The organism is Enterovibrio nigricans DSM 22720 (genome assembly GCF_900167155.1).
Taxonomy (GTDB): Bacteria; Pseudomonadota; Gammaproteobacteria; order Enterobacterales; family Vibrionaceae; genus Enterovibrio; species Enterovibrio nigricans.
Genome location: NZ_FUXU01000062.1, coordinates 1 through 25,283 on the forward strand (window position 1 = coordinate 1; position 25,283 = coordinate 25,283).

General features: G+C 46.0%; 23 protein-coding genes. 13 read left to right on the forward strand and 10 right to left on the reverse strand.

The features are described 5' to 3' along the window. Positions 1-100 precede the first annotated feature (100 nt). From B5D35_RS17395 to asnS, 3 genes are all read right to left on the reverse strand, one after another. Positions 101-1,294, reverse strand: a complete 1,194-nt coding sequence (locus B5D35_RS17395) for an amino acid aminotransferase (RefSeq protein ID WP_078753804.1) — start codon at positions 1,292-1,294, stop codon at positions 101-103. A 332-nt stretch (positions 1,295-1,626) separates the two neighbouring features. Further along, positions 1,627-1,878 (reverse strand): hypothetical protein, encoded by a 252-nt coding sequence (locus tag B5D35_RS17400; protein ID WP_078753805.1) that lies wholly within the window; start codon positions 1,876-1,878, stop codon positions 1,627-1,629. A gap of 205 nt (positions 1,879-2,083) precedes the next feature. Further along, positions 2,084-3,484, reverse strand: coding sequence for an asparagine--tRNA ligase (asnS, locus tag B5D35_RS17405; RefSeq protein ID WP_078753822.1), 1,401 nt, complete (start codon positions 3,482-3,484; stop codon positions 2,084-2,086). A gap of 848 nt (positions 3,485-4,332) precedes the next feature. Between asnS and B5D35_RS17410 the strand changes: the two genes are divergently transcribed. From B5D35_RS17410 to queD, 3 genes are all read left to right on the forward strand, one after another. After that, a complete protein-coding gene (locus B5D35_RS17410) occupies positions 4,333-5,838 on the forward strand; it encodes an NAD(P)-binding protein (RefSeq protein ID WP_078753806.1) in 1,506 nt (501 codons plus the stop codon). 419 nt (positions 5,839-6,257) lie between these two features. Then, complete coding sequence (locus B5D35_RS24975; protein WP_244556645.1) at positions 6,258-6,614, forward strand: hypothetical protein; 357 nt, start codon at positions 6,258-6,260, stop codon at positions 6,612-6,614. A 282-nt stretch (positions 6,615-6,896) separates the two neighbouring features. Beyond that, positions 6,897-7,259: a 6-carboxytetrahydropterin synthase QueD gene (queD, locus tag B5D35_RS17420; protein WP_078753808.1), complete on the forward strand. Its 363-nt coding sequence runs from the start codon at positions 6,897-6,899 to the stop codon at positions 7,257-7,259. Between the two features lie 52 nt (positions 7,260-7,311). Here the strand turns inward: queD and queE are convergent, their stop codons facing one another. Beyond that, positions 7,312-7,974, reverse strand: a complete 663-nt coding sequence (gene queE, locus B5D35_RS17425) for a 7-carboxy-7-deazaguanine synthase QueE (RefSeq protein ID WP_078753809.1) — start codon at positions 7,972-7,974, stop codon at positions 7,312-7,314. A 257-nt stretch (positions 7,975-8,231) separates the two neighbouring features. Here queE and mlc point away from each other — a divergent pair, with 257 nt between their 5' ends. After that, positions 8,232-9,446 carry a sugar metabolism global transcriptional regulator Mlc gene (gene mlc, locus B5D35_RS17430; protein WP_078753810.1) on the forward strand — a complete coding sequence of 405 codons (1,215 nt, stop codon included), beginning with the start codon at positions 8,232-8,234 and terminating at the stop codon, positions 9,444-9,446. A gap of 69 nt (positions 9,447-9,515) precedes the next feature. On the opposite strand, the gene B5D35_RS17435 is transcribed toward mlc, so the two are convergent. From B5D35_RS17435 to bioA, 5 genes are all read right to left on the reverse strand, one after another. Continuing rightward, positions 9,516-10,358 (reverse strand): energy-coupling factor transporter transmembrane component T family protein, encoded by an 843-nt coding sequence (locus tag B5D35_RS17435; protein WP_078753811.1) that lies wholly within the window; start codon positions 10,356-10,358, stop codon positions 9,516-9,518. Beyond that, positions 10,355-12,049: an ABC transporter ATP-binding protein gene (locus B5D35_RS17440; protein ID WP_078753812.1), complete on the reverse strand. Its 1,695-nt coding sequence runs from the start codon at positions 12,047-12,049 to the stop codon at positions 10,355-10,357. The genes B5D35_RS17435 and B5D35_RS17440 overlap by 4 nt, the downstream gene beginning before the upstream one ends. Before the next feature lie 8 nt (positions 12,050-12,057). Further along, the gene (locus B5D35_RS17445; protein ID WP_078753813.1) at positions 12,058-12,606 is read right to left on the reverse strand and encodes an ECF-type riboflavin transporter substrate-binding protein; all 549 of its coding nucleotides are present in this window, start codon (positions 12,604-12,606) and stop codon (positions 12,058-12,060) included. 245 nt (positions 12,607-12,851) lie between these two features. Continuing rightward, complete coding sequence (gene sstT / locus B5D35_RS17450) at positions 12,852-14,090, reverse strand: serine/threonine transporter SstT (RefSeq protein ID WP_078753814.1); 1,239 nt, start codon at positions 14,088-14,090, stop codon at positions 12,852-12,854. A 419-nt stretch (positions 14,091-14,509) separates the two neighbouring features. Beyond that, complete coding sequence (gene bioA, locus B5D35_RS17455; protein WP_078753815.1) at positions 14,510-15,766, reverse strand: adenosylmethionine--8-amino-7-oxononanoate transaminase; 1,257 nt, start codon at positions 15,764-15,766, stop codon at positions 14,510-14,512. Between the two features lie 151 nt (positions 15,767-15,917). Between bioA and bioB the strand changes: the two genes are divergently transcribed. The 4 genes from bioB to bioD are packed head-to-tail and all read left to right on the forward strand — an operon-like array spanning position 15,918 to position 19,647. Beyond that, complete coding sequence (bioB, locus tag B5D35_RS17460) at positions 15,918-16,970, forward strand: biotin synthase BioB (protein WP_078753816.1); 1,053 nt, start codon at positions 15,918-15,920, stop codon at positions 16,968-16,970. Positions 16,971-16,986: 16 nt separating this feature from the next. After that, a complete protein-coding gene (gene bioF, locus B5D35_RS17465) occupies positions 16,987-18,162 on the forward strand; it encodes an 8-amino-7-oxononanoate synthase (RefSeq protein ID WP_078753817.1) in 1,176 nt (391 codons plus the stop codon). Continuing rightward, positions 18,159-18,974, forward strand: coding sequence for a malonyl-ACP O-methyltransferase BioC (gene bioC / locus B5D35_RS17470; protein ID WP_078753818.1), 816 nt, complete (start codon positions 18,159-18,161; stop codon positions 18,972-18,974). Before bioF ends, bioC begins: the two co-directional genes overlap by 4 nt. Beyond that, a complete protein-coding gene (gene bioD / locus B5D35_RS17475) occupies positions 18,967-19,647 on the forward strand; it encodes a dethiobiotin synthase (RefSeq protein ID WP_078753819.1) in 681 nt (226 codons plus the stop codon). The genes bioC and bioD overlap by 8 nt, the downstream gene beginning before the upstream one ends. Positions 19,648-19,712: 65 nt before the next feature. Here bioD and B5D35_RS17480 read toward each other — a convergent pair whose 3' ends face one another. Beyond that, on the reverse strand, positions 19,713-19,964 hold the full coding sequence (locus B5D35_RS17480; RefSeq protein WP_078753820.1) for a hypothetical protein: 252 nt from the start codon (positions 19,962-19,964) through the stop codon (positions 19,713-19,715). Between the two features lie 206 nt (positions 19,965-20,170). Here B5D35_RS17480 and htpX point away from each other — a divergent pair, with 206 nt between their 5' ends. The 5 genes from htpX (at position 20,171) to B5D35_RS24980 (ending at position 25,278) form a co-directional block, all read left to right on the forward strand. Further along, positions 20,171-21,052, forward strand: a complete 882-nt coding sequence (htpX, locus tag B5D35_RS17485; RefSeq protein WP_078753821.1) for a protease HtpX — start codon at positions 20,171-20,173, stop codon at positions 21,050-21,052. A 282-nt stretch (positions 21,053-21,334) separates the two neighbouring features. Then, on the forward strand, positions 21,335-22,375 hold the full coding sequence (locus B5D35_RS25260) for a penicillin acylase family protein (RefSeq protein WP_269808924.1): 1,041 nt from the start codon (positions 21,335-21,337) through the stop codon (positions 22,373-22,375). Beyond that, positions 22,341-23,558, forward strand: coding sequence for a penicillin acylase family protein (locus tag B5D35_RS25265; protein ID WP_269808925.1), 1,218 nt, complete (start codon positions 22,341-22,343; stop codon positions 23,556-23,558). The genes B5D35_RS25260 and B5D35_RS25265 overlap by 35 nt, the downstream gene beginning before the upstream one ends. A 116-nt stretch (positions 23,559-23,674) precedes the next feature. Continuing rightward, a complete protein-coding gene (locus tag B5D35_RS17495; protein WP_244556646.1) occupies positions 23,675-24,805 on the forward strand; it encodes a DUF1800 family protein in 1,131 nt (376 codons plus the stop codon). A 53-nt stretch (positions 24,806-24,858) separates the two neighbouring features. Next, positions 24,859-25,278 (forward strand): hypothetical protein, encoded by a 420-nt coding sequence (locus tag B5D35_RS24980; protein ID WP_244556647.1) that lies wholly within the window; start codon positions 24,859-24,861, stop codon positions 25,276-25,278. Positions 25,279-25,283: the final 5 nt, after the last annotated feature.

Here is a 25,283-nt window from a genome sequence, read left to right on the forward strand (position 1 = left end):
AGGCGGCCACACAGTGCGTTAAAATACAAAACGCCCGATGAAGTACATCAGGCGTTTTATGCTTAGAAAGTGTCAACCCATATCAGGACGGGTCAGAGGTTTATTTCATCACAGCCGCGATGGCTTTACACAGAGGACCCATGTTAAAGCGGGTCATTCCTGCAACGCTGATACGGCCTGAACCCACAATATATACAGCAAATTCATCTTTCAAACGTGCAACCTGATCTTTGTTCAAACCCGAGAAGGAGAACATGCCATTCTGGCGCTCGATGAAACTAAAGTCTGCATCAACACCTTCTTTTTTCAAGGTCACTACGAAGAGTTCGCGCATCGCCTGAATACGGTCACGCATGTCAGCGACTTCTTGTTCCCATTCGGCACGAAGTGCGGCATCACCCAGAATTTCTGTTACTACAGCAGCACCATGTGCTGGTGGGTTAGAGTAGATCACACGTGCAATGCTTTTCACTTGGCTGAAAGCAGTCGCGGACTCTGCTGCTGTCGTGCCGACTAGCGTAAACGCACCAACACGCTCGTTGTACAAGCCAAAGTTCTTAGAGAATGAGCTTGCGACTAGTAGTTCTGGGCATACGTCAGCAAAAATACGAAGACCTGCTGCATCTTCTTCAACGCCTTTAGCAAAACCTTGGTATGCAAAGTCGAATAATGGCAGAATCCCTTTTTCTTTACACAAATCAGCAAGTTGTTGCCATTGCGCGGCATCTGGGTCGATACCTGTTGGGTTATGGCAGCAACCGTGCAGAAGAACCACATCACCCGCACTCGCGGTTTGCAGATCTGCAACCATGGCGGCAAAGTCCATGTCTTTTGCATCTGCGTTGTAGTAGCCGTACTGAGTTACGTTCAGGCCTGCAGCGGCAAATACGCCGTTGTGGTTAGCCCACGTTGGGTTGCTTACCCATACTTTTACATCGCCAAGTTGGCGTTTAATGAATTCAGCGGCAAGACGAAGTGCGCCAGTGCCACCAGGTGCTTGTGCTGTTTGCGCTCGCTTGTCAGCAATAATTGGTGCGTTGTCACCGAAAAGCAGTTTTTGTACTGCCAGACCGTATTCAGGTGTTCCTGGAATGCTCAGGTAAGATTTGGTGGTCTCGGTGTTAAGAAGGACTGCTTCCGCTTTTTTTACGGTAGCAAGAACAGGGGTATTTCCAGACTCATCCTTGTAAATACCTACACCCAAGTTGATCTTCTCAGCGCGAGGATCGGCTTTGAATTCTTCAGTGAGGCCTAGAATAGGGTCGGCGGGAGCCGCAACAATTTTTTCAAACATCTTCGTTCATCCATGGCGTTGTTAAAAGGTACAGCCTTTTTTATACCATTTTGATTCGTTGTAATAAAACGGAAATTTTAACTAATTACATCTTCAACGAAGTCGGATCAATTTCGTGCAAATTTTTATCAATTATCAAGAGAAGCCGTGAGATTTAGCTTGGAAACAAATGCAATATTCCGCGGTTAAATGGTTTAGAGCGTGCTGTCATGAAAAACATGCACTGTATTACACCGTCACGATATTGATAGGTGGAGGGCATGGTGAGGGGGAGGATGAAAAAATATAACTGACAAAAGTCTGTAAAACAGCCTTTTGTCAGTACGGATAAATTAGTGATGGGATTTGTGAACCCATTCATTGATGTGTTTTAAAATGGCGCGTAAGGCATGTTCGTGAGTGGCTTTTTCACCCTCTTTTACATCTAAATGTCCTTCAGCCAGAGGGACTTGACCTGTAATGTCTTCTGCCACGTGTAACCAATCAGGATGCCAATAGTAAGGCTGACCGTGGGCGAGGTTCCAACTATGTACGCCGTTACTTTCACCGCGATATTTCAGGTCTTCTAATTTGAATTTACTCATGATGGCTCTCTTTGCTCATTCTGTTGTTACTACTTATCGACGAACGGTCGAACAGTATTTGATTCCTTCAGTATTCAATGTAACAAAGATTGGGTGAGTTTAGATGGCTGTAATTTAAGATTACGGAAAGCAAAACAGCGTGGGGAAAGCATAAAAAAACCTCCGACGCGGCGGAGGTTTTTAGTATCAAGTTCGTTACGACAACTTAGAAGTTTGCGCTACGTGGAGTACGTGGGAATGGAATCACGTCGCGAACGTTGCCCATGCCAGTTACGTAAGAAACCAAGCGCTCGAAGCCTAGACCGAAACCAGCGTGTGGCACGGTGCCATAACGGCGTAGGTCGCGATACCAGTTCATGTGCTCTGGATCGATATTCATCGCACGCATGCGCATATCAAGAACATCAAGACGCTCTTCACGTTGTGCACCACCGATGATTTCACCGATGCCTGGTGCAAGAACGTCCATCGCAGCAACTGTTTTACCGTCATCATTCAAGCGCATGTAGAATGCTTTGATGTCTTTCGGGTAGTTTTTCACGATAACAGGTGCTTGGAAGTGTTGCTCTGCTAGGTAGCGCTCGTGCTCAGATGCAAGGTCAATACCCCACTCAACAGCATTCTCGAACGTTTTACCTGATTGAAGCAGGATCTCGATTGCATCTGTGTAGTCAACTTGCGCAAAATCAGAGCTAACGATTTTTTCTAGACGTGAGATCGCTTCTTTATCGATACGTTGAGCAAAGAACTCAAGATCATCACGACGTTCTTCGAGCACGGCTTTGAACACATACTTCAGCATGTTTTCAGCCAGATTCGCGACGTCATTTAGATCCGCGAACGCCACTTCAGGCTCAACCATCCAGAATTCCGCAAGGTGGCGGCTGGTGTTTGAGTTTTCAGCTCGGAAAGTAGGGCCAAAGGTATAAACCTTGCTCAGCGCACAGGCATAGGCTTCTGCGTTTAGCTGACCAGATACTGTCAGGAAGGTTTCTTTACCAAAGAAATCTTCGTTGAAATCTACAGTGCCTTTGTCTGTACGTGGCAAGTTTTCCATGTCCAGCGTAGAAACGCGGAACATTTCGCCTGCACCTTCTGCATCAGAAGCGGTGATCAGTGGAGCAGATACCCAGAAGTAACCTTGCTCGTGGTAGAAGCGGTGAATCGCTTGAGACAGACAGTTACGTACACGTGCAACCGCGCCAATCACGTTAGTACGTGGGCGTAGGTGGGCTACTTCACGCAAGTACTCAATAGAGTGGCGCGTCTTGGCCATAGGGTAGGTGTCAGCGTCTTCTACCCAACCAACCACTTTTACGTCGGTCGCTTGCAGTTCATACGCTTGGCCTTGACCTGGGCTTTCTACAACTTTACCCGTTACTTCTACAGAACAGCCAGTAGTAAGACGCAGTACTTCTTCGTTGTAATTATTCAGCTCATTAGGAACAACCGCCTGAATTGGGTCAAAGCAAGAGCCGTCATAAATGGCAAGAAAAGAAATACCGGCTTTTGAATCACGACGTGTGCGGATCCAACCGCGAACAGTGACTTCAGTGTCAACTGCCGCTTTGCCGTGCAGGACGTCTGCTACAGGCACATAGTTCATAATTTGCATCTAACTCCGTTGAAGATTACCCGATGACCTATTGTCATCGAGCTAGGACAATTCGCATTTTGAACCAGCAAGTTTACCTGTATCCCGGTAAGCTTCAAGCGTTGTTATAGGATGCGACTCTAATTTGATTGATCCTTTGTCAAGTCAGGGATAAATCTGGTCAAGAAACATGCGTATTGTGTCGATTGAACACAAACTGAGGGGGATATGAGTATGTGATCTGTGGGAGTCACATCGTTACCCACACAAATATAGGTACGTGAAAATTCGTGATTATCGACGGACTGAGGGCGATAATATGCTGAGTGCCTTAAAAATCTAACATTGATGTATGGATAAATGTTAAGCGCAGCGCAAATGTGATCAAATCTACCTCACAAACAAAAGACTATTATTTACTTCACATTATTTTAATTTCTTGTGCAGCATATTAATAACATCTGAAAGGTGGAGGTACCGTTTACCGTTCAGTCTGTGTATGTCTTAAAGTAGTTAGGTGTATTTATAAATAATGCTTAAATAGATTGCTATAATTAAAATGGAATGGTGCGTTTGTTTATATTTCTATTGCTTGCTTTTAATATCATTCCTACTAACTACTAATAGTCATTATGTGAAGGTTAACTTAGCTGATGTTTATCAGTTGAACCTGTATTTTAAGTATTGTTTATGATGGGGTAATAGGCCGGTTTACAATCATAAACTTACCTTTGTTTCATCTGATAGATATAAATATATAACTTATTCTACTTGGCGAGAGATTAAGGCGAACATATCACGCCACTCTAAGCAGGTAATGGATTCGTTGTGATGTTAATTTTTTAAGGTGATGAATAATAATGAATTCAAATGTTCCCCATATCGCGATTATTGGTGCTGGAATATCTGGTTTGGCCATGGCACATGAATGCATAAAAAAAGGCTATCGCGTCTCTATGTTTGAAAAGGACGCGTATACGGGTGGGAAATGCATGGGGACATTGGTCGAAGGAAAAGTTCATGAATTAACACACAGACAAGTTTTTGCAAAGAATACACATTTAATCAGCTTTCTGAAAGAGATACCGACGGGGTCTGGTTCCTGCTTTGATTCTCTTTATCCTCAGAGTAAGGTTCAATTCCAATGGGGGAGAAATCAGAAAACGATGCAATTTAAGCGGGGATATTTTAACCTTGTTGAAAAGCTACTTGATGATGCGAAGTCAGCGTACGCAATGCTATACGCGAAGGTTCCTGCTTGGGACGTCCTATGGTTTAAAGGGCAATTAGAAAAAGAAAATGACTTAGATATATTGCGCCATATATCGGTTGGTGAGTATTTTGAGTATAAAAAAAGACCCAAACTGGCGGCATTTATAAAGCCAGTATTGCTTAGTTGGATAGGAGCGACTGACAAAACATCAGCATGTGCTGTTTTGGATCTTTTGAATAACAAGAAAGGACCGTTTCACCCTGAAGCCCCATTGGCATATAGCTTAGGTATAAGAGAACCAATAGGTGATGCTTTTATCTTTCCTATTACGAAGCACTTACTTGAAAATGGGGTAGAGATACACTTGAGTTGCGAGGTTTCTGGCTTACATTCAGAACACGATAAATCAAACATAGAATATCTAACACTTGTTAATGGCGAAAAGGTCTTTGCTGATGCATTTATTCTCGCCACACCTGCTCATGTTACAAGTTCGCTAATCAATGAAGATGTTAAAAAGCTCGATTTTGAATATATTCTCAGTCACGGATTTCAATTCCATTTTTCTGAAACCCCTTCAAGTTTGAAAGATAAATCGGTTGGGATTGTACTCGATTCTCCTTGGGGGTTGAGTTACCACGTGACAACCAGACAAACACCGAAGGGGAGTCGCGTATGTTTATCAGTGACTGCAACAGAGCTAAGAAAGACAATTGGTGCTTTATACAATCGACCTCTAATGGATTGTGACGAACAGGAGGTTATGAACGAAATTCTTATTCAGATTTTTGATAGTACTGCACTACTGAATGATCCTGCATTTTTAGGATTTACTGTTGGACTCGGTGGGAATTTCACAACAGAGAAAAATGTACGTTCCTTATATAAGGATTGGTTCAAAGGTAATGCTGTTATAGATGAACAAGGAGAAAAGCATTATTGGGTATTCCAGCATGCCCTCACGCATCCGAGTGCAAAAAACAAGCAAACCATTGAAGTAGAACCCTATAACAACCTCTTTTTGATAGGGGAATACCTATCAGACCCGAAACAGAAATGGCATGTTCCTGTTACGCTGGAGCGTTGTATTGAAACGGTCCACTTATGCGTAGAAAAGATACAGAATACAAAAGTGTTGGTGGCAGAAGTATGATTCGTACTCCACTGTCTTCAGTCATATTTTTTGTGTTTTGCCTTGTCTATGGCTCGGGATTTTACGCGCTAGTTCAAAGCTCGGTAGTGATTACCTTTTTGTTGACACTTGCGTTCCCTGTCCTGTTTTGGCCTCTCGTTCAAAATGTAAATAACAGTGGGGAGATAAAGCGGATACTATTGTTGGAGTCGGGTTTTAACCTCCTTTGTTTCTTGGCTGTCAGTTTATATGTGAGTATTGACTTCATTGACGCAGGCCTTATCGCATTTTTCACTCTGCAGTCCTTTGGATTTATAGCGGTACAACTGAGGAAGCGTGCTTACATCTCTGTGCTTATTTCCGTATGTTTGACCCTATCGATTGCCCTCTGGATTGTGAAAGGAGTCCAGACGTCAGTTGGACCTTTGGCGGAATTAAACTTGTTTGGGGTAGCGGTTCCTTGGCAGTTAAAGCTGATCTATGGCGCTTGGTTAATGCAACTGCTCTTTGTTGAGTATCGACATGTTTTGCCCAAGATAGCCCTAGCGGTTGCCCATATCGCGTCTTATACCATTGCTGTATTGGCAGACGACTTTTTCCATGCGCGTATCGTCACTGCCAGCCACTTGTTGTTTTTAACGCTTTGCTTTGACATAAAGTCGATGGCATGGGGGGGACGCGATTTTGCTATCGCAGATGGACTCTCTAGGTATGTCAAAATGCCCACAGTACATAAAAGTTTGTCCCTAACTTTATTGGTATTCTCGGTTATCACGCTTGGTACTTTCTTTGTCTAGAAAGGTGCGGTAACCACATTTGAAATGTATTGCATTTACTTTGCTAAAGCGGGAGCAAAGTTGCAATGACCAAGAGATGAGCTGGACACAAATTTTGTCGAGATGGGAAAGGATGAAGGTTGTTCGAAACGGTGATGTGAAAATTGAAGGGTAAAGCCAAATTGTTCAGTTTGAGGTTACAATAATTAAAAGTCTTCTGTGGTGATTAGATTTGAGGTTCTAGGCGATTTTGAGTAGCATCGCCGCGCAAAGATTTAACTTACAAACACAGGATTGCACGAAATGCACACTGAACTGTTTAAAGAATTCATGTTTGAAGCTGCCCATCACCTGCCGCATGTGCCTGAAGGCCATAAATGTGGGCGATTACACGGGCACTCTTTCTTAGTGCGCATTTACGTTGCGGGTGAGGTTGATCCGCACACGGGTTGGGTGATTGATTTCTCTGAAATTAAGAAAGCTTTCCAACCGATTTATGATCGCTTGGACCACTACTACCTGAATGACATCGAGGGGTTGGAAAACCCAACCAGCGAAGTGCTGTCGAAATGGATTTGGGATGAGCTGAAACCCGCACTGCCTTGCTTAAGCAAGATCATGATTAAAGAAACGTGTACTGCAGGTTGTATCTATACTGGCGAGTAAGACCCTGTCAGAGAAAGGGCCGTAAGGCCCTTTTTTATTCCCTGATGCACCACTAGGCAATATCGAGATATTTATGCGTTTGAATCGATAATCGCCAGTTTTTCTTTATACAAGTTTCAATGCAAAGTGACGTTGCTTTTGGCTTTTGGCTGATAGGCTGTAATGCCACTTCTTTTTCTGACAAATCAATACCAGCAAGCAGATCCTCAAGTTTTTCAATATCGCTTTCAGTCCCAACGGGATGCTTTATCTCGTTAGCACGCGCCAAGGCACATTTCAGAACAGGTAACTTCCCGCGCATATTGATCTTTGGTGACACCGTTACCCAAGTGCTTGCTGATGCACGAACATCATAAGTGCCACTTGTTTCAATCTGGCAACGGTATCCATTTGCTTCTAACTGTGTAGTGAGGGGGACCAAGTCGAACATGCACGGTTCGCCACCAGTGATAACCACATGCTTTGCTGTGTAGCTTTTCATTAAATGGTCGACGATCTCTGCTGATGTCGTTTGGGCCCACAATGGGCTATCACCGGATTTAGCGATAATAGTGCCAAAGTCACGTTGGTCTGTGTCCAGCGTGTCCCACGTCTGGCGAGTGTCGCACCATGGGCAGCCAACGGGGCATCCCTGTAAGCGAACAAAAATGGAAGGTACGCCAGTAAACGTGCCCTCGCCTTGGATAGTTTCAAAAATTTCGTTGACGTTGTACATACTGCTAAACGTTCTTCTGCATAGATTGGGCGCGATTATGGCAGTTTAGTGAATGGCTGTCTTGGTCTGAAACATCCTGATACACCCTGGCCAAAAAAATAGGCTTATAAGTGCTTGATTTTTGGCTATCTGGTTGAATGACATGTAATTGGAATAAATTGCTCGTGATGTGTATCACGTCATTTCCTTCTGCCTCTTCACAATTAGTTCGCAAAGTAAAAAAATTCACTACTAACGAAAATAAAAAGGATTTTGGGATGATTCTCGCCCAGCCAGGACACATAGATCACATAAAGCGTAATAACGCTGGAGCAGTTTATAAGTTGATCGATCAGCTTGGGCCCATTTCCCGAATTGAGCTTTCAAAGCGCAGTCAATTAGCACCCGCGAGTATCACGAAGATAACGCGTGAGTTGATTGATGCGCATTTGGTTAAAGAAACGGAATACGGAGAGCCCGCAAGTCGGGGGCGTCCGGCAATAGGTCTGGTGCTTGATAACGAAGGCTGGCAGTTTCTGTCTCTGCGTCTAGGTCGTGGCTACCTCACATTGGCCTTGCATGAGCTTGGGGGGAACATTCTGGTTGAAGAGAAGAAAGAAATAGAGATCCTCGACCAAGAGCCCTTGCTGACGCTTATTCAAAACCGAATCAATCACTTCTTTTCAGCGCATGCGAATGTCGTCGACCGTGTTACTGCGGTTGCCGTATCGCTGCCTGGGCTCGTAAATAGCGCTCAGGGCGTGGTGATCCAAATGCCACACTTCAATGTCCATAACATGCCTTTAGGTGCAGCGATTCACCGTTCGACTGGCTTACCTGTGTTCATCGGAAACGACACGCGTGCGTGGGCACTGGCAGAAAAGCTTTTTGGAAATGCGCGAGATGTTGATAACTCGATATTAGTGTCAATTCACCATGGTGTTGGTGCTGGCATCATGCTCGATGGCAAGGTGCTCGAAGGGCAGGTTGGTAATATCGGTGACCTGGGTCATATTCAAATCAAACCTTTCGGAAAACGTTGCTTTTGTGGCAACAATGGATGCTTGGAAACCGTCGCTAGTTTGCAGTCTGTGTTGGAAGACACCAAAGCATTGCTGGATCAGGGAAATGAGAGTGTTTTGCAAGGAAGAAAGTTATCAATAAACCTTCTTTGCCAAGCAGCAGTGAAAGGCGATCCTGTGGCTGTGAACGTGATCACAGAATTAGGGCATAACCTTGGTCAAGCGATCGCTATTACCGTGAATTTATTCAACCCTCAAAGAATATTGATTGGGGGAGAGTTAAACCAGGCAAGATCAGTGCTTTACCCTGCAATTATGGATCGTATTAAAAACCAGACGGTACCGCACTATTTTGAAAATCTGGTGTTAGAGGAAGCCTCTTTTTATACCCAAGCAACCATGCCGGGTGCAGCACTTGTGAAACGTGCAATGTATGAAGGCTATCTACTTATGAAGGTGCTTGAAGGGTAATTGAGGGCTTCATCTCAAGTAAGTGAAGATAAAAAAGGAGCCTAGGCTCCTTTTTACGTTTTTGTCATTTTATCCAAACGGGTACCACATCAGCGCAGTGTCTGCGTTACGCTTGATGAGTGCTAACGTGATGCAGAGACCAAGAATGGCAAGTACCGTCCAATCTTTGCTGGTCAACGAACGTTGGTTGTACCATGTGCGTGAATTGTATCGTCCAAAACCACGTAACGTCATGGCATTGGATATTTCGTCTGCACGATCCAAACTTGAAAAAATCAACGGGATGAGAATCTTCGTTACACCGCGAAATCGCGCCATCAACGGCGCATTTTTTGAAAAGTCGACACCTCGCGCTTGCTGCGCATGCATGATGTTAACAAAATCATTTTTAACTTCTGGCAGGTAGCGCAGCGTCAGACTAACGGCATAAGCGATTTTGTAAGGGACGCCCACACGATTCAGGCTTGATGCAAATTCTGTTGGGTGCGTGGTAAACACAAATACTAGTGCAATTGGGAACATGCTGAAGTACTTCAGCGTGACCGTACACAGGTAGTACAGCGTTTCCTGTGTTAACGTGTAGTTACCCGGCAATGTCATAAGTTCTGTGGTGGTGCCTAACACCTCAGAGCCTTGTTGTGGCGCGACGGCAAACATAAAAATGGCGTTTGTGGTGAGGACACTAAGTGTGCCCAACAAGAGCGGTTTGTAGACGTGAAAAGAAACACCTGTTGATTTCAAAAGGGTCAAACCCAACAAAATCATGACAACGATAATACGTAGGTCAAAGGTGGTCAGAACAATTGTAATCCATGCCATCAAGAGCGCAAATTTGGTGATGCCATTGAGGCCGTGCAAGGGAGACTTTGTATCAACGTAATTGATACCAAATTTCATCTTAGAGGTCTTCATTTCGCACTGCTCTCTGCGTCGATAAACTGCTGCATAAAGCCATTGATATCGGCTATTCCGCATTTCTCTGCAAGCTGATATAGGCTGGTGGTGGTTAAGTTGGCGGCATCCAGAAGGGTCGGCTGACTGAATACGCTCGTCATTGGCGCATCTGTGATCAGCTTGCTATCAGCGATTACAATAGAGCGAGTGGTGTACTCCAGTACCAGATGCAAATCGTGAGAAATGATCATTACAGTGATTCCGCGCTCTTTATTCAAACGCTTGATAAATGACAGCATGGCAGTGTAATTACGATAATCCTGACCTGCTGTAGGTTCATCAAGGATCAGAAGCTCAGGCTCCATGACCAAGATTGATGCAATGGTCACGCGTTTCTTCTGGCCGTAACTGAGCGCATCAATAGGCCAATGGCGGTATTTACTCAAGCCACAGAATTCAAGTACTTCAAGAACGCGCTTTTCGATTTCGGCGTCGCTCAAGCCTTGGTTATGCAAACCGAAAGCGACTTCATCCATAATCATATGATGACAAATCATATGATTTGGGTTTTGCATGACAACGCCGACTTTTTTACTGCGTTCGTAAATCGTTAAATCCGCAAAGTCCTGACCGTCAAATTTAATTTTACCTACATCAGGATCAATAACGCCCATGATGAGTTTGGTCAGCGTTGATTTGCCTGAACCGTTCTTGCCAAGCACAGACACGATTTCTCCACGGCAAACCGTAAAGGAAACATCTTCCAGTGCGTTTTTTTCGCCGTCATAGGAATAGGTGATGTTATCCAGTGTCAGCTGGATTTCGCTGTCAACAGCCGTCTCCTGCATCGCATAGGAGGAGTGCCAAGACTGAATGGTCGAGGTGATAGACCCAATCGCCATTTGGTCGAGATAAGCTGGGTTATCACTGGCTTTGAGGTCGCAACCCGCGTGCTTCATTGCAGAGAAATACAAGGGTTCACGAATGCCGTGTTTTTCCAACAGACCCGATACCATCATGTCATTGGGTGTCATATCGGCAACGATTTGGCCACTATCCATCAAAATAACGCGGTCGACATGTTTGGTTAACACATCTTCCAACCGGTGTTCGATGATGATGATGGTTTTGCCAGTATCACGATGCAGTTGGTCGATAATCTCGATTGTGCGCTTACCCGTTTTAGGATCGAGTGCAGCAAGTGGCTCATCAAACAGCAGAATTTCGACGTCATCTACCAAAATACCCGCCAGAGATACGCGTTGTTTTTGTCCGCCAGAGAGGTCTTGAGGTGCATGGTTGAGTAGCGTTTCGAGCTCAACCATTTTCGCCGTGGACTGAACCAGTGGGTACATGTCAGCGACAGGCATACGCTGATTTTCGAGTGCAAACGCGATGTCTTCACCCACACTCAGGCCAACAAACTGGCTGTCAGTATCCTGCAGCACAGTGCCGACCAGTTCGGTGAATTGAACAAGGTTCATCTTCTGAGCATTTAGCCCATTGATCAGTAAAGAGCCCGACGTTTCACCTTCAATGGAGTGAGGGATCAGGCCATTAATGCATTGGCCGAGTGTTGATTTACCACTGCCGCTGGGGCCAATGATGAGAACTTTTTCGCCTTTATTAATTTTAAGGTCAATGCCTTTTAACGTTGGATTAACCAATGCGTCGTAGCGAAAAGAGAAGTTTTTAAATTCGATGGTCATAGCAAATATTACGCTTCGGTCAGGTTACGGCACTGTTTGTTGCGTTTGGCGACAGATTGAAGAATGAAGTAGCCAACAACGGATACGAGGAGTGCATTACCTGCAGCGATAATGCAAAGCTGCAAAAATACTTTAGTAAAAGGTTCAGCGTACAAAACGGTATCTAAAAACGCAGAAAAGCCGTAGCCCACAACGTTACCGAGTAACGCCAAAATGGAAAACAGGACAACATCAAACATAGGGAAGTTGCCGTACTTTAGGCGTTTTCTCGTCAAAATTGGGAAAAAACCAATTACCAGTCCCACAATACCGGAACCCAGTACCCAGTTGAGCCAAATTCCCCAGCCAGCAAAGAGATCGGTGACCCAGTGGCCGATAAAACCAACGAGGAATCCTACACCTGGGCCAAATAGCACAGAAAACATCGCCAGAATGGCCATCGCAGGCTTGAGCGTGGTATTGGCAAAGACAGGAATACCGAACATAGGTAGGCCGCCGATACCGTAAAGCGCCGCTCCGATGGCGATAATAACAACTGTTTTCGCAGAGAAATTCATAAATAGTCCTTTGCTTTGGATGCGATGAAGGCCAATAAGAAGCCGCATCTAATGCAAAAATTTTAAGTGGCTCACAAAAAAGAGGCGGGATTATACAAGAGAAACGTTCAGAAAGGAAAGCTAACAGTCTAGACGTCTAAAGAATCCTGTAAATCAGAATAGACACTAATTAGCCGGTAAATTGGCACCATAGTTGAGATTAATAAAAAAGGTGCCGAAGCACCTTTTTTAAACATGGGTTAGCCTTACTTGGCAAGACGTTCTTGCACCGCTTGTCGTTCAACTGCGCGACATGCAGCAGCGGTAAATACGACGTCAGTAGAGCTGTTCAATGCTGTTTCAGCAGAATCTTGAACGACACCAATGATGAAACCAACCGCCACAACCTGCATTGCAATATCGTTTGGAATACCAAATAGGTTACACGCCAGCGGAATCAATAGCAGAGAACCACCTGCAACACCTGAAGCTCCACAAGCCGATACGGCGGCTACGATACTCAGAAGTAGTGCCGTTGCCATATCCACTTCAATTCCCAACGTATGTACAGCCGCCAAAGTTAGCACTGTGATGGTTATCGCTGCGCCTGCCATGTTAATGGTCGCACCCAGTGGGATAGAGACTGAATACGTATCTTTATCCAGCTTCAGTTTGCTACACAACTGCATGTTCACTGGAATGTTTGCCGCAGAACTACGGGTAAAGAATGCGGTTACACCACTCTCACGTAGACATTGGAATACCAGCGGGTATGGGTTAGTGCGCGTTTTAACGTAAACGATCAGCGGGTTAACCACTAATGCAATAAACGCCATGGAAGCCAATAGCACGGAAAGTAGATGTGCGTAACCTAGCAAGGCTTCAAAGCCTGTTTCTGCAAAGGTCTTGGCAACCAAACCGAAAATACCGATAGGGGCGAGTTTGATGATGTTTCTAACAATAAACGATACGCTTTCTGCAACATCGCCAAACACAGTTTTTGTTGTGTCAGACGCATGGTGCAGTGCAATGCCTAGACCAATTGCCCACGCAAGAATACCGATAAAGTTACCGTTCATCAGGGCATGGATTGGGTTGTCGACAACGCTGTAAAGAAGCGTCGTAATCACTTCAACAATACCTTCAGGAGGTGTGACTGCAGTTTGAGATGGCGTAAGTGTCAGTTCGGTTGGGAACATAAAATTCAACGCTACCGCCGTGATCGCCGCAGAAAATGTGCCGATAAGGTAAAGCGTGATAATAGGGCGTAAGTGGGTGTGCTGGCCTTTACGCTGGTTAGCGATTGACGCGGCAACAAGGACAAAAACCAAGATTGGTGCAACGGCTTTTAGGGCATTAACAAATAAGTTACCCAGAAAACCAATGGCTTTTGCGCTGTCTGGCGAAACGCTGGCTAGCGCGACGCCTGCGATAATACCGACCAGGATCTGGACTACCAGACTGGTATTGGCAATTTTCGCGAAAGGTGATTGTGTTTGCTTCATTTTTCTCACTTCACTGTGTAGTTATACTGAAACTGCCTCAACGCGCCGCAATGACATCATGTCAATGTGCTCACTATGAAGGGTCATTCGTGACAAAAAAGGCTTGAGGATGTTTCGGTATAGTTGTGTTAACGCTTGTTAATCGAAGTGATTAAATCAGGTCAATGAGCAATCTGTAAAGCAGAAACTAACATAATATATCCTCTTAGATCGCAATTGCCTGATTTAATAATAATCATCAGCCAAAGTGTAATGTAAAATATTGTTGATTAATGTGTTAATAAATGGTTTCCGTGAGGCCGGAAAAAGCACCAGAAGTGCTTTTTCTGATAGTGTCGGGTTTAGAGGAACATGCTGTTTGGTGCTGGACGAAGATATGAAGGTAAGCCATACAGTGATGACAACAAAGCTTCAAGGGACTAGATACTCGAAGCAATGGCATCAATGAGTTGTTTCAATTGCGTGTCACTAATGTCGTAGGGAGGCATCATATACACCAGTCGCCCAAAGGGTCGGATCCATACCCCTTTTTCGACGAATTTTCGTTGAATGTCTGCTAAATCGACGGGATCGTGAAGTTCAACAACACCAATGGCACCGAGCCAACGTACGCTTTTCACTTTTGAATGAGACATCAGGTCGGGAAGGTAGGTTGAGAATAATGCTTCTATGCTCAACACTTTTTCTTGCCAGTTTGTGTCTTTCAACAGTTGGAGACTCGCGGTAGCGACAGCACTCGATAGAGGGTTACCCATAAATGTCGGTCCGTGCATAAAACAGCCCGCTTCGCCACTGCATACCGTGTCTGCGACATGTTTGGTGGTAATGGTTGCAGCCATCGTCATGTAGCCACCGGTCAATGCTTTTCCAACACACATGATGTCGGGTGTTATGCCTGCATGTTCACAGGCAAAGAGCTTGCCCGTTCGGCCGAATCCTGTTGCGATTTCATCGCAAATCAACAACACACCATAGTCGTCACAAAGTTCACGAACGCGTTTTAGGAATTGGGGATGATAGATGCGCATGCCCCCGGCTCCTTGGACGATCGGTTCGAGGATGGCTGCGGCAATAATATCTCTATTTTCTATAAGTTTACGCTCGAAATCGGCAATGTCTTCTTGACGCCATTCGTCATGGAAACCACAGGTTGGTGAGTCTGCAAAAATGTGCTCAGGTAAAAAGCCTTTGTAGAGCTTGTGCATTGAGTTGTCGGGATCTGTTACCGACATCGCCGCGAAGCTGTCTCCATGGTAGCCATGTCGAAGTGTCAGGAACTTGGAGCGTGGTTGTCCTTTGGCATGCCAGTATTGCAGCGCCATTTTTAGGGCAACTTCAACGGAGATCGAACCCGAATCGCACAAGAAGACTTTTTCCAGGCTCTCCGGCGTCATTTCTACCAGCATTTTACACACGTTGATCGCGGGATCATGCGTAATACCCCCAAACATAACGTGCGACATTTTACTCAGTTGCTCCGTCACAGCGTGATTCAACGTTGGGTGGTTGTATCCATGGATAGCAGCCCACCATGAAGACATGCCATCAATCAGAGCCGTGCCGTCTTCTAGATAGAGGTGTACACCGTTTGCATGTGTAACGGGATAGCAGGTCAGAGGTGTGAGTGTAGACGTGTAAGGATGCCAGATATGGTCGCGATCGAAAGTAATGTCCATGCTTAAATAATACTCAGTTGTAAACCATGATTTTCATTCTATGTTGACATTGTAAGGACGGACTTTAGACTGAACAAGCGTTACCGAAAAACACTTACTTTTTGTCAGAGTGTTTTTCGGTATATCAATCAACCAATTCGAGGTATTACAGGTGGAAGTTCGCCATAACTGGACTGTCGAGGAAGTGCAGGCCCTCTTTGAAAAACCTTTTATGGATTTGATGTTTGAAGCGCAGCAAGTTCATCGTCAATATCAACCCGCGAATCAGGTTCAAGTCAGTACGTTGCTTTCCATCAAAACGGGGGCATGCCCGGAAGACTGTAAGTACTGTCCGCAGAGTGCACATTATCGTACTGATGTTGAGAAAGAGCGTTTACTTGAAGTGGAACGCGTATTGGATGCTGCGCAAAAAGCGAAAAGCTCCGGTGCAACACGCTTCTGCATGGGCGCTGCGTGGAAAAACCCTAAAGCCCGTGACATGCCTTATCTCAAAGACATGATCAAAGGTGTTAAGGGTATGGGCTTAGAAACCTGTATGACTCTAGGAATGCTGACGCCTGATCAAGCCAATGATTTGGCTGGCGCGGGGTTGGATTACTACAATCACAATCTCGATACGTCTCGTGAGCATTACAGCAATATTATTACCACGCGCACCTTCCAAAATCGCCTTGATACGCTTTCACACGTACGTGGTGCAGGCATGAAAGTGTGTTCGGGTGGCATTATCGGCTTGGGAGAAAGTGCATCTGACCGCGCAGGTTTGCTGGTGGAATTGGCGAATCTGCCACACCATCCAGAAAGTGTCCCAATCAACATGTTGGTGAAAGTGAAAGGGACGCCCCTTGAAACGGTGGATGATGTAGAGCCGTTCGATTTTGTTCGTATTATTGCGGTAGCTCGGATCATGATGCCTGAATCGGCGGTGCGTTTATCCGCAGGCCGAGAAAACATGAATGAACAGATGCAAACCATGTGTTTTATGGCTGGCGCAAACTCCATTTTCTATGGCTGCAAGTTGCTGACCACGCCTAATCCCGACGAAGATTCAGATATGCAGCTTTTCAAAAAGCTGGGTATCAACCGAGAGCAAGCTAGCCAGAAACCGGATGACGTGCAAGAAGAGGTTTTGATGAATCAGGTTGCTCATCGTGTTGCTTCTCGTCCCGATAAAGACGACTTGTTCTATGAAGCAAACGTTTAAGGAGGCTCCTTAAACCATGACTCAGCTATGCCAGTTGCATCGCCGTATCGGGCAAAGGCTCGAAGAGCGCCGGCAGAAAAATCTTCACAGACAGGTGCATACCTTTCAACAACAAGGTGCAGGTCTTCTCGATGAGCGAGGCCAGCACTATATTAACTTTTCGAGTAATGACTATCTTGGATTGGCATCTGAGCCTGCGTTAATTAATGCTTGGCAAGACGGGTTGTCTCATTATGGCGCAGGAAGTACCGCATCGCCGTTGGTGACGGGATTTTCAAAACCGCATCAAGAATTGGAAGCAGCATTAAGTGATTGGCTGGGCTTTGAGCGTGCGATCTTATTCAGCAGTGGCTTTTCGGCAAACCAAGCGGTTTTATTTTCGTTGCTGGAAAAGAATGACCTTCTCATTCAGGACAAGCTTAATCATGCCTCGTTAATGGAGGCTGGTATGCTCTCCGACGCCAAGATGAAGCGTTTTCAGCACAATGACGTTGAGAAGCTGCGGCTGGCATTAGCTTCAGACAAAGAATCTGTTGCGAGGCTGGTGGTGACGGAAGGCGTGTTTAGCATGGACGGTGATTTGGCACCATTGGGTGACATTAAAGCCCTCTGTAACCAGGTGAATGCTTGGTTAATGGTTGATGACGCTCACGGTGTTGGCGTGCATGGCGATGAAGGTCGAGGCAGCTGTAGTGTAGCGGGGATCACCCCAGACATTCTCATTGTGACCTTTGGAAAAGCTTTTGGGATGATGGGAGCCGCTGTTTTATGCAGCAAAGACGTTCATGACTACCTCACACAGTTTGCGCGTCATTACGTTTATTCGACCGCAATGCCACCGGCTCAGGCACATACCTTACGACACGCGTTAACCACGATTCGTACCCAAACCTGGCGCAGGGAGAAACTGGTTGATCTGTCAAAAGCGTTCCACGAAGAGTTGGTGGGGGTCTCTGGTGTCGCTGAAACATGCACGCCGATTAAACCCGTGGTGATTGGTGATGTTTTTCAGATGCAAAAGGTGTCCGCATCGTTGAAAGAGATGGGATATTGGACGGGGGCGATTCGTCCCCCGACGGTGCCTGTTAATACAGCGCGACTAAGAGCAACATTGTCAGTGAATCATAGCGAAGAGCAGGTGAGAGGTTTTGCGTCATCATTACGTGCGTTGTTAGAGAGGGAGGATGTATGAGTCAAGCGGAATACCTCGCGTTTGACGACGCCGAGCAGCTTAATGACGAGAAAGCCGCGATTAAAGCAGCCTTTGGGCGTGCGGCTATAACGTATGATAACAGTGCAGCATTTCAGCGCCGAGTCGGGGATGAACTGCTTGGGTTAAACACCGAGTGGGCGGGGAAAACCGTGCTCGACTTGGGTTGTGGTACAGGCTATTTCACTAAAAAATTGATTGAACTGGACGCTAACGTTGTTGCTCTTGATTTGTCTGAGCAAATGTTAGATCAAGCCAAGCAGCGCTGTGGAGACAATGCGGAGTATGTGTCTGGTGATGCAGAGCGTCTCCCTTTCGAAGACAATTGCTTCGATATTGCTTTTAGTTCGCTGGCATTGCAATGGTGTCAAGATTTGTCCGTTCCGCTTCGCGAGTTGAAGCGTGTGGTGAAGCCCGGCGGAAAAATACTATTTTCTACACTTATTGATGGCTCCCTTCATGAATTAAAACACGCGTGGCAACACGTTGATCTGCATCAACACGTTAATGAATTTTTAACATTAAATCAGGTAAACCTTGCGCTTGCTCAAGCTGGCGTCCATACGTTCACCCTAGAATGTAAGCCACTTGTTGAAAGATATCCTTCTGCAATGGCTCTGATGCGTGATTTGAAGGGTATTGGTGCAACACATTTGTCTGAAGGGCGAAATGCGGGACTGAGCGGTAAGGCGCGATTTAGGGCACTAGAAAGTGCTTATCGTGAATTCCAGAATAAAGACGGTACAGTACCCGCAACATATCAGGTTGGCTTTGGAGCGATTCATAATGACTAAAAGCTATTTCGTGACAGGCACGGATACAGAAGTTGGAAAAACAGTGGCGTCGGTCGCTGTGATGCAAGCAATAGCGAAAGCAGGTTATCGCATCGCAGGCTACAAACCCGTTGCTGCCGGGAGCAAAGAAACTGAAGACGGTTTGATGAATTCAGATGCGATTCGCTTGCGTGCGGCATCGAATGTTGAATTGGCGTATGAGGAAGTGAACCCTTGTTTGCTAGACGCCGCATGTTCTCCTCACATTGCTGCAGAGTTAGAGCAGCGAAGTGTTGATTTCACTGCGCTCTCAAAAGGGCTGACAAACATTCAGTCAAAAGCTGATGTGGCGTTGGTGGAGGGGGCTGGTGGTTGGCGCGTGCCAGTGAGCTACGATACGACTCTGGCCGATTGGGTACGTAAAGAAAAACTGCCCGTAATTCTGGTGGTTGGTATTAAGCTAGGGTGCCTAAATCATGCTTATCTGACGGCTGAAGCTATTCGTCGAGACGGGCTTGAAGTGGTTGGTTGGGTAGCAAACCGCATTAATCCGGGAACGGAATATTACGGAGATATCGTTAAGACGTTGGAACACCATTTACAGGTTCCTAAGCTTGGTGAGATACCTTACCTGTGTTCAGTGAAGTCGAGAGATCTGAGTGAATTCATCGACATATCACCGCTTGGCCTATAGCCAGAAAGAGGAAAAGCCAGCTCAAGAGCTGGCTTTTTATATGTGTGGTTACAGCGTACTGCCGATTACTTGCTATCTTCTGGCAGTAAACCCATCAGTGATTGCTGCATCTCCGAAACTTGTTTCAACTTCCTGTTTTCGTCGTCAGCAAGACCGAGCTCTGCACAGGCTTCATCAAAGCTCATTCCTAAGTGACAGCAAAGGATATCGATTGCGACTCGATAATTTTCTTTGTCAGCCATGTTTATCTCTCCTTGAAATCGCGCTCTAGAGAGCGCAATGGCATGTTCAACGACATGCTTGCCCTTTTCCAACACACTATTTCCTCTGCGCTGAAAATTCAACTCGACCAAAGTCTAAGGTCGCTAAACTTTCATCCGTAAGGCATTCCGTATAAACATAGCAATAAAAATCTGTTTGCAAGAATTTGTGTTTTAAAATGTTACACAGGGTTGTTTTTCCCATGTTTAACCCTACTATTCGGAGTAGTGAGCGCTTCTATCATTCGGAGAAAAGATAAGTAATGAAACGCATCAGTTTATTTCTGCTAACCAACCTCGCGGTTCTGTTTGTATTCAACATTGTATTGAATCTTGTGTATGCCGTAACGGGGATACCTCAGGGGAACCTTTCCTTTCTATTGATAATGGCTGTGGTGTTCGGTTTCGGTGGTTCTTTGATTTCATTGATGATGTCGAAGTCGATGGCACTTCGCTCTGTTGGTGGTCAAGTGATCGAACACCCTCGTAATGAAACCGAACATTGGTTGATGAGCACGGTTAGCCGTCAAGCTCAACAATCGGGCATTGGCATGCCGACGGTTGCTATTTACTACTCAGACGACATTAACGCATTCGCAACGGGCGCAAAGCGTGATGATTCGCTGGTAGCGGTATCAAGCGGCCTTCTTGAGAACATGACGCGCGACGAAGCTGAAGCGGTACTGGCACACGAAGTGAGCCATATTGCCAATGGTGACATGGTAACCATGGCACTGATGCAGGGTGTGGTGAACACCTTCGTTATCTTTATCTCTCGTTTGATTGCGGGTGCAATCAGCGGTATGAATAGCGATGAAGAGGGTGAAGGTGAAGGCGGTAGCTGGATGACGTATTTCATTGTGTCATCGATTCTGGAAGTCGTATTCGGCCTGCTGGCAAGCATCCTGACCATGTGGTTTAGCCGCCATCGTGAGTTTAAAGCTGATGCAGGCTCTGCAAAGCTGGTGGGTAAAGAGAAAATGATCGCTGCGCTAGAGCGTCTGAAAGTGAGCCACGAGAGCCGCTTGGAAGGTTCAATGATGGCGTTCGGTATTAACGGTAAAAAATCGCTGAGTGAACTGTTCATGACGCACCCACCGTTGGACAAGCGTATTGATTCGCTACGCCGTGGTGAGCATCTGTAATAGGTTTACGAATAAAGACGTAAACGCCTCCCAATTGGGGGGCGTTTTTGTTTCTGTAGACTTTTATCTACGTCAACTATCCTGATTGTTCGAAAATTCTTGTCTCAAAGATCGCATGACCGGAAGGGTCACATTGCGTTTACGACCTTTGTCTGTATTTTAAACGCCAGTGATCATTATCGTTAACAGGGGCATGGAATGTTTCGAAAAATCAGGGCCGTTTTTATTGTTCTGATATTACTTGCGCTGCTTGCGACAGCCGTGGTGTATGGAATATTGACAATGAGCCTGCCTACATTGTCGGGGACCACCATTTCAGATGGCGTATCCGAAGAGAGTAAAATCCAGCGTGATGCGTTAGGTACGGCTATTATCACCGCGCAAAACCGCAAAGATGTCTCATACCTCCTCGGCTATGCGCATGGGCAGGATCGTTTTTTTCAGATGGATTTGTTGAGACGAAATGCAGCAGGAGAGCTTGCGGAGCTGTTCGGCGATACGGCGTTAACGTTAGATGAAAATAAGCGGTTTCATCTCTTTAGAAAACGTAGCCAAGAAATTGTCAAACAGTTGCCGATTGACCAACAGCGACAACTGGAGGCGTATGCGGAAGGTGTTAACGATGCCTTGAGCCATCAGGCTTACCCCTCTTTTGAATATGTTCTTACGCGTGCTGAAAGAAAGCCTTGGAAACCAGAAGATTCTCTTCTCGCGATTTTCAGTATGTATCTGGATTTACAAGGGCGTGGTGTCGATCGTGATTTCACTATGGCGATATTGAACGCGCACTTTGGGCCTGACATGGTGGCATTTGTCTCTCAGCCTTCGTCTTATCAGGCCGCGCTTGATGGCAGCGAGTTTGAAATAAATCCAGCACCTGTCCCTCGCCTTGAGAAAAAACACCTGCAGACTGCGGTTATTACCGAAATAGACAAATCACCACTGGTTGGCAGTAACAACTGGGCTGTTGGTGGTGCGTTAACGTCTAGCGGCAAGGGTATGCTTTCTGACGATATGCATTTGGGCATGAACGTCCCCGTTATCTGGTATCGTGCGCAAATCAACTATCCACAAGATGGAAAGCAACGACAAGTCACGGGTATCACTTTGCCGGGAGCACCCGCGATTGTAGTGGGAACCAATGGCCAAGTGGCGTGGGGGTTTACCAATGGCTATATCGATACGGTTGACTGGTACATATTGTCAGACCAAGACAAAACGACCTTGGTTACCGAGAAAATCCCCACAAAATCTGGCGATCATTCTTTCCTGGTGGAAATGAGTGACTTTGGTCCAGTTCGTCACATGCAAGGTAAACGGTAAACGGTATGCGGTGTCTTGGGTGGCTTACCAAGACTATGCGGTTAACTTGAACTTGCTCAATTTGGAAGGCGTGGCGTCAGTTGAAGAGGCACTTGCGGGTTCCAAAGAAATGGGCATTCCTGTTCAAAATATGGTGGTGGCAGACAGCGATGGTGGGATTGCGTGGCAGGCAACGGGTGCGATCCCCAACAGAAGATCACCGCAGGCAATGCCAATTAATGCATCACATTATGATGAAGAATGGCAATATCCAGCCACCGATGTCCCTTATGTTTTGAACCCGAAATCGTCGCGTATTTGGACAGGGAATAGCCGAGTCGTTAGCGTGGAAGACGATGCGCGATTCGGCAATGGCGGGTATGCTCTCGGTGCCCGCAGTGAACAGATCAGGGACAGACTGCTGGAGAAGTCGCGGTTTGATAGAGAGGATTTCTACCAAATTCAGCTCGATAACGAAGCGAAATTCTTGGCACGATGGCATACATTATTGCTTCAAAAATTGAAGCAAATGCCTGAGCTATTCGCTGAGGACATTGAAGTATTAAACAACTGGCAAGCATGCGCCTGTTCAGACTCTGTGGGTTACACATTAGTGCGAAAATACAGAGATGCGCTGATGGACAGCCTGTTTGCACCTGTTGAAACCTTATTGAAGCAAAACGGGGTGTCAATATGGGTGGTAGAACGTCAATTGGAGCCCGCACTTTGGCAACTCGTTGGTCAGACGCCACAGAGTTGGCTGCCGATGGGGTTTGACGATTGGGATGTGTTTTTCATTTCAACCTACGAAGATATGAAACAAGATCTTATGGTAGAGATGACAGGGCACCCCAATGGGCCTCTTAGCGTATTACGCTGGGGAAATGTAAATGCGTTAAACGTACAACACCCGTTTAGCAAACAAATGCCCGTACTCAGCAAACTACTGGATATGCCCGAAGTTGAAGGTTTTGGGGATAGATTTATGCCAGCAGTACAAGGGCGGTCGTTTGGTGCATCACAACGCTTGATCGTTCAACCGGGCAATGAAAAAGACGGGATTTTAACGTTGCCAGGTGGACAAAGTGGCCATCCACTCTCTGTTTTTTACCGCCGTGGATTTGATGACTACGCGACTCAGGGGCTTACACCACTGTTACCCGGAGAGCCTGTTCATGAGATCACGTTCAGACCTGCGCCTTAATGGGGCTGAGGCGGAGTCTTAGGGATAAATTCGCGCTGAATATAAGCTCGCATTAAAATGAGAATGTTGGGAGTGGTCATTTACGCCCAACATTTCTTATTTCTATGGCGGGAATTATGCGAGTGACAACCTCCACGCAATTACACTTCTCTACATTTTCGCAGGCTTCACGCTGGCTGGATGTCGTAACGTTCGGCCCCCGAAGAGGACAGCCTGACACCCTTGTAGGAAAAAGCGCCTACGCGTGGTTTGAAGGCCAGATTTCGCTTTCACCCAGCATGCATCGTAAGCAAACCCTGACACAATTCCAAAGCCAAGATAAAGGCAAAATACCTTCCCGCTCGTCACGTATTCGTGCTTGGCTGGATATCGCGTTATATGGGCAAGACCAACTAAGGCAACGAGTAGGCTATGTACTAAGCCAAATTTTCGTTGCCTCTGACAGAGATGCGACATTAAGTAAGCATGCAGAAGCCATGGCAGCCTATAACGACTTACTTTGCCTCCATGCCTTCGACAACTACAAATCGTTACTGAAGGCGGTCTCAACATCGTCTGTGATGGGGCATTACCTCACCATGGTTGGTAACAAAAAAGGTGATGAGTCAGGGCGAAAGCCAGACGAAAACTACGCGCGCGAAATCATGCAGTTGTTCTCTATCGGACTCAACGAACGCAATATGGATGGCAGCCTAGTGCGGGAGGCTGATGGACAGCTTAAGCCTTGCTATAACGAAAAAGATATTCAAGAACTCGCGCGGGTTTTCACGGGTTGGGTCAGCAAAGATAAAAAGCTCATTGAGCCGATGACGACGAATGAATCTGTGCATGATCGCAGGGAAAAGCACATTCTGGGTCATCGTTTCCCGGCGAATGTCGCTGCAGAAGCAGAAATGGATAAGGTGATGGAAATGTTGAACCAGCATCCTTCGACGCCGCCAAACCTATGCAAAAACCTTATCCAGAAGCTGGTGACATCAAACCCTTCTCCCGAGTTTGTACAGCGTGTGGCAACAGTGTTTGTCGACAATGGAAAAGGCGTTCGTGGGGACATGAAAGCGGTCTTTTGGGCAATTTTTTCAGACAAAGAGGTGTATTCTAAACCTGCGCCGTTAGTCTGCAAAGTACGAGAACCGTGGTTGTCATTGGTCTATATCTACCGTGCGTTAAATGCTAAACCCGGCGGAGACAGCCCTTTAGTGGGTACCGATTTGGTTATCTCCGTACGTGCAATCAATATCCCTTAGGGTCGCCTTCGGTTTTCAACTTCTATCAGCCCGATTACGCTCCGCAAGGTGTAGTGAGCAATCAAGGATTAGTGGCGCCTGAGATGGAAATCATCGACTGGTCACATGTCATTTATGTTCATAATCAAATATTTGCTCTCACCAGATTGAACCTACAAGGCCCAGACACCCCCAATAGAAAACAGCTCTACGTCGATGTGGAATCGCTGAAAGTTCACCTCAAAAATGGCGATATATCTGGATTTATTCGTGAAGTATCAGCGCGATTTTTCAACGCACAGATGCCGTCCGATTTGAAACAACATCTGACAGCGCAACATAACGGCGTCAAGCAGAACGAAGGAAAGTCGGTTCAACGACTGCTGTTTGTCGCCTTGTCTTCGCCTTATTTTCATGTGATGGAGAATCGGGGGCTCCGTTGCAAAGTTTTAGGTTTCAGGCAATCTAGTGTCACCTTCCTCGTCGTTTATTAAGCATG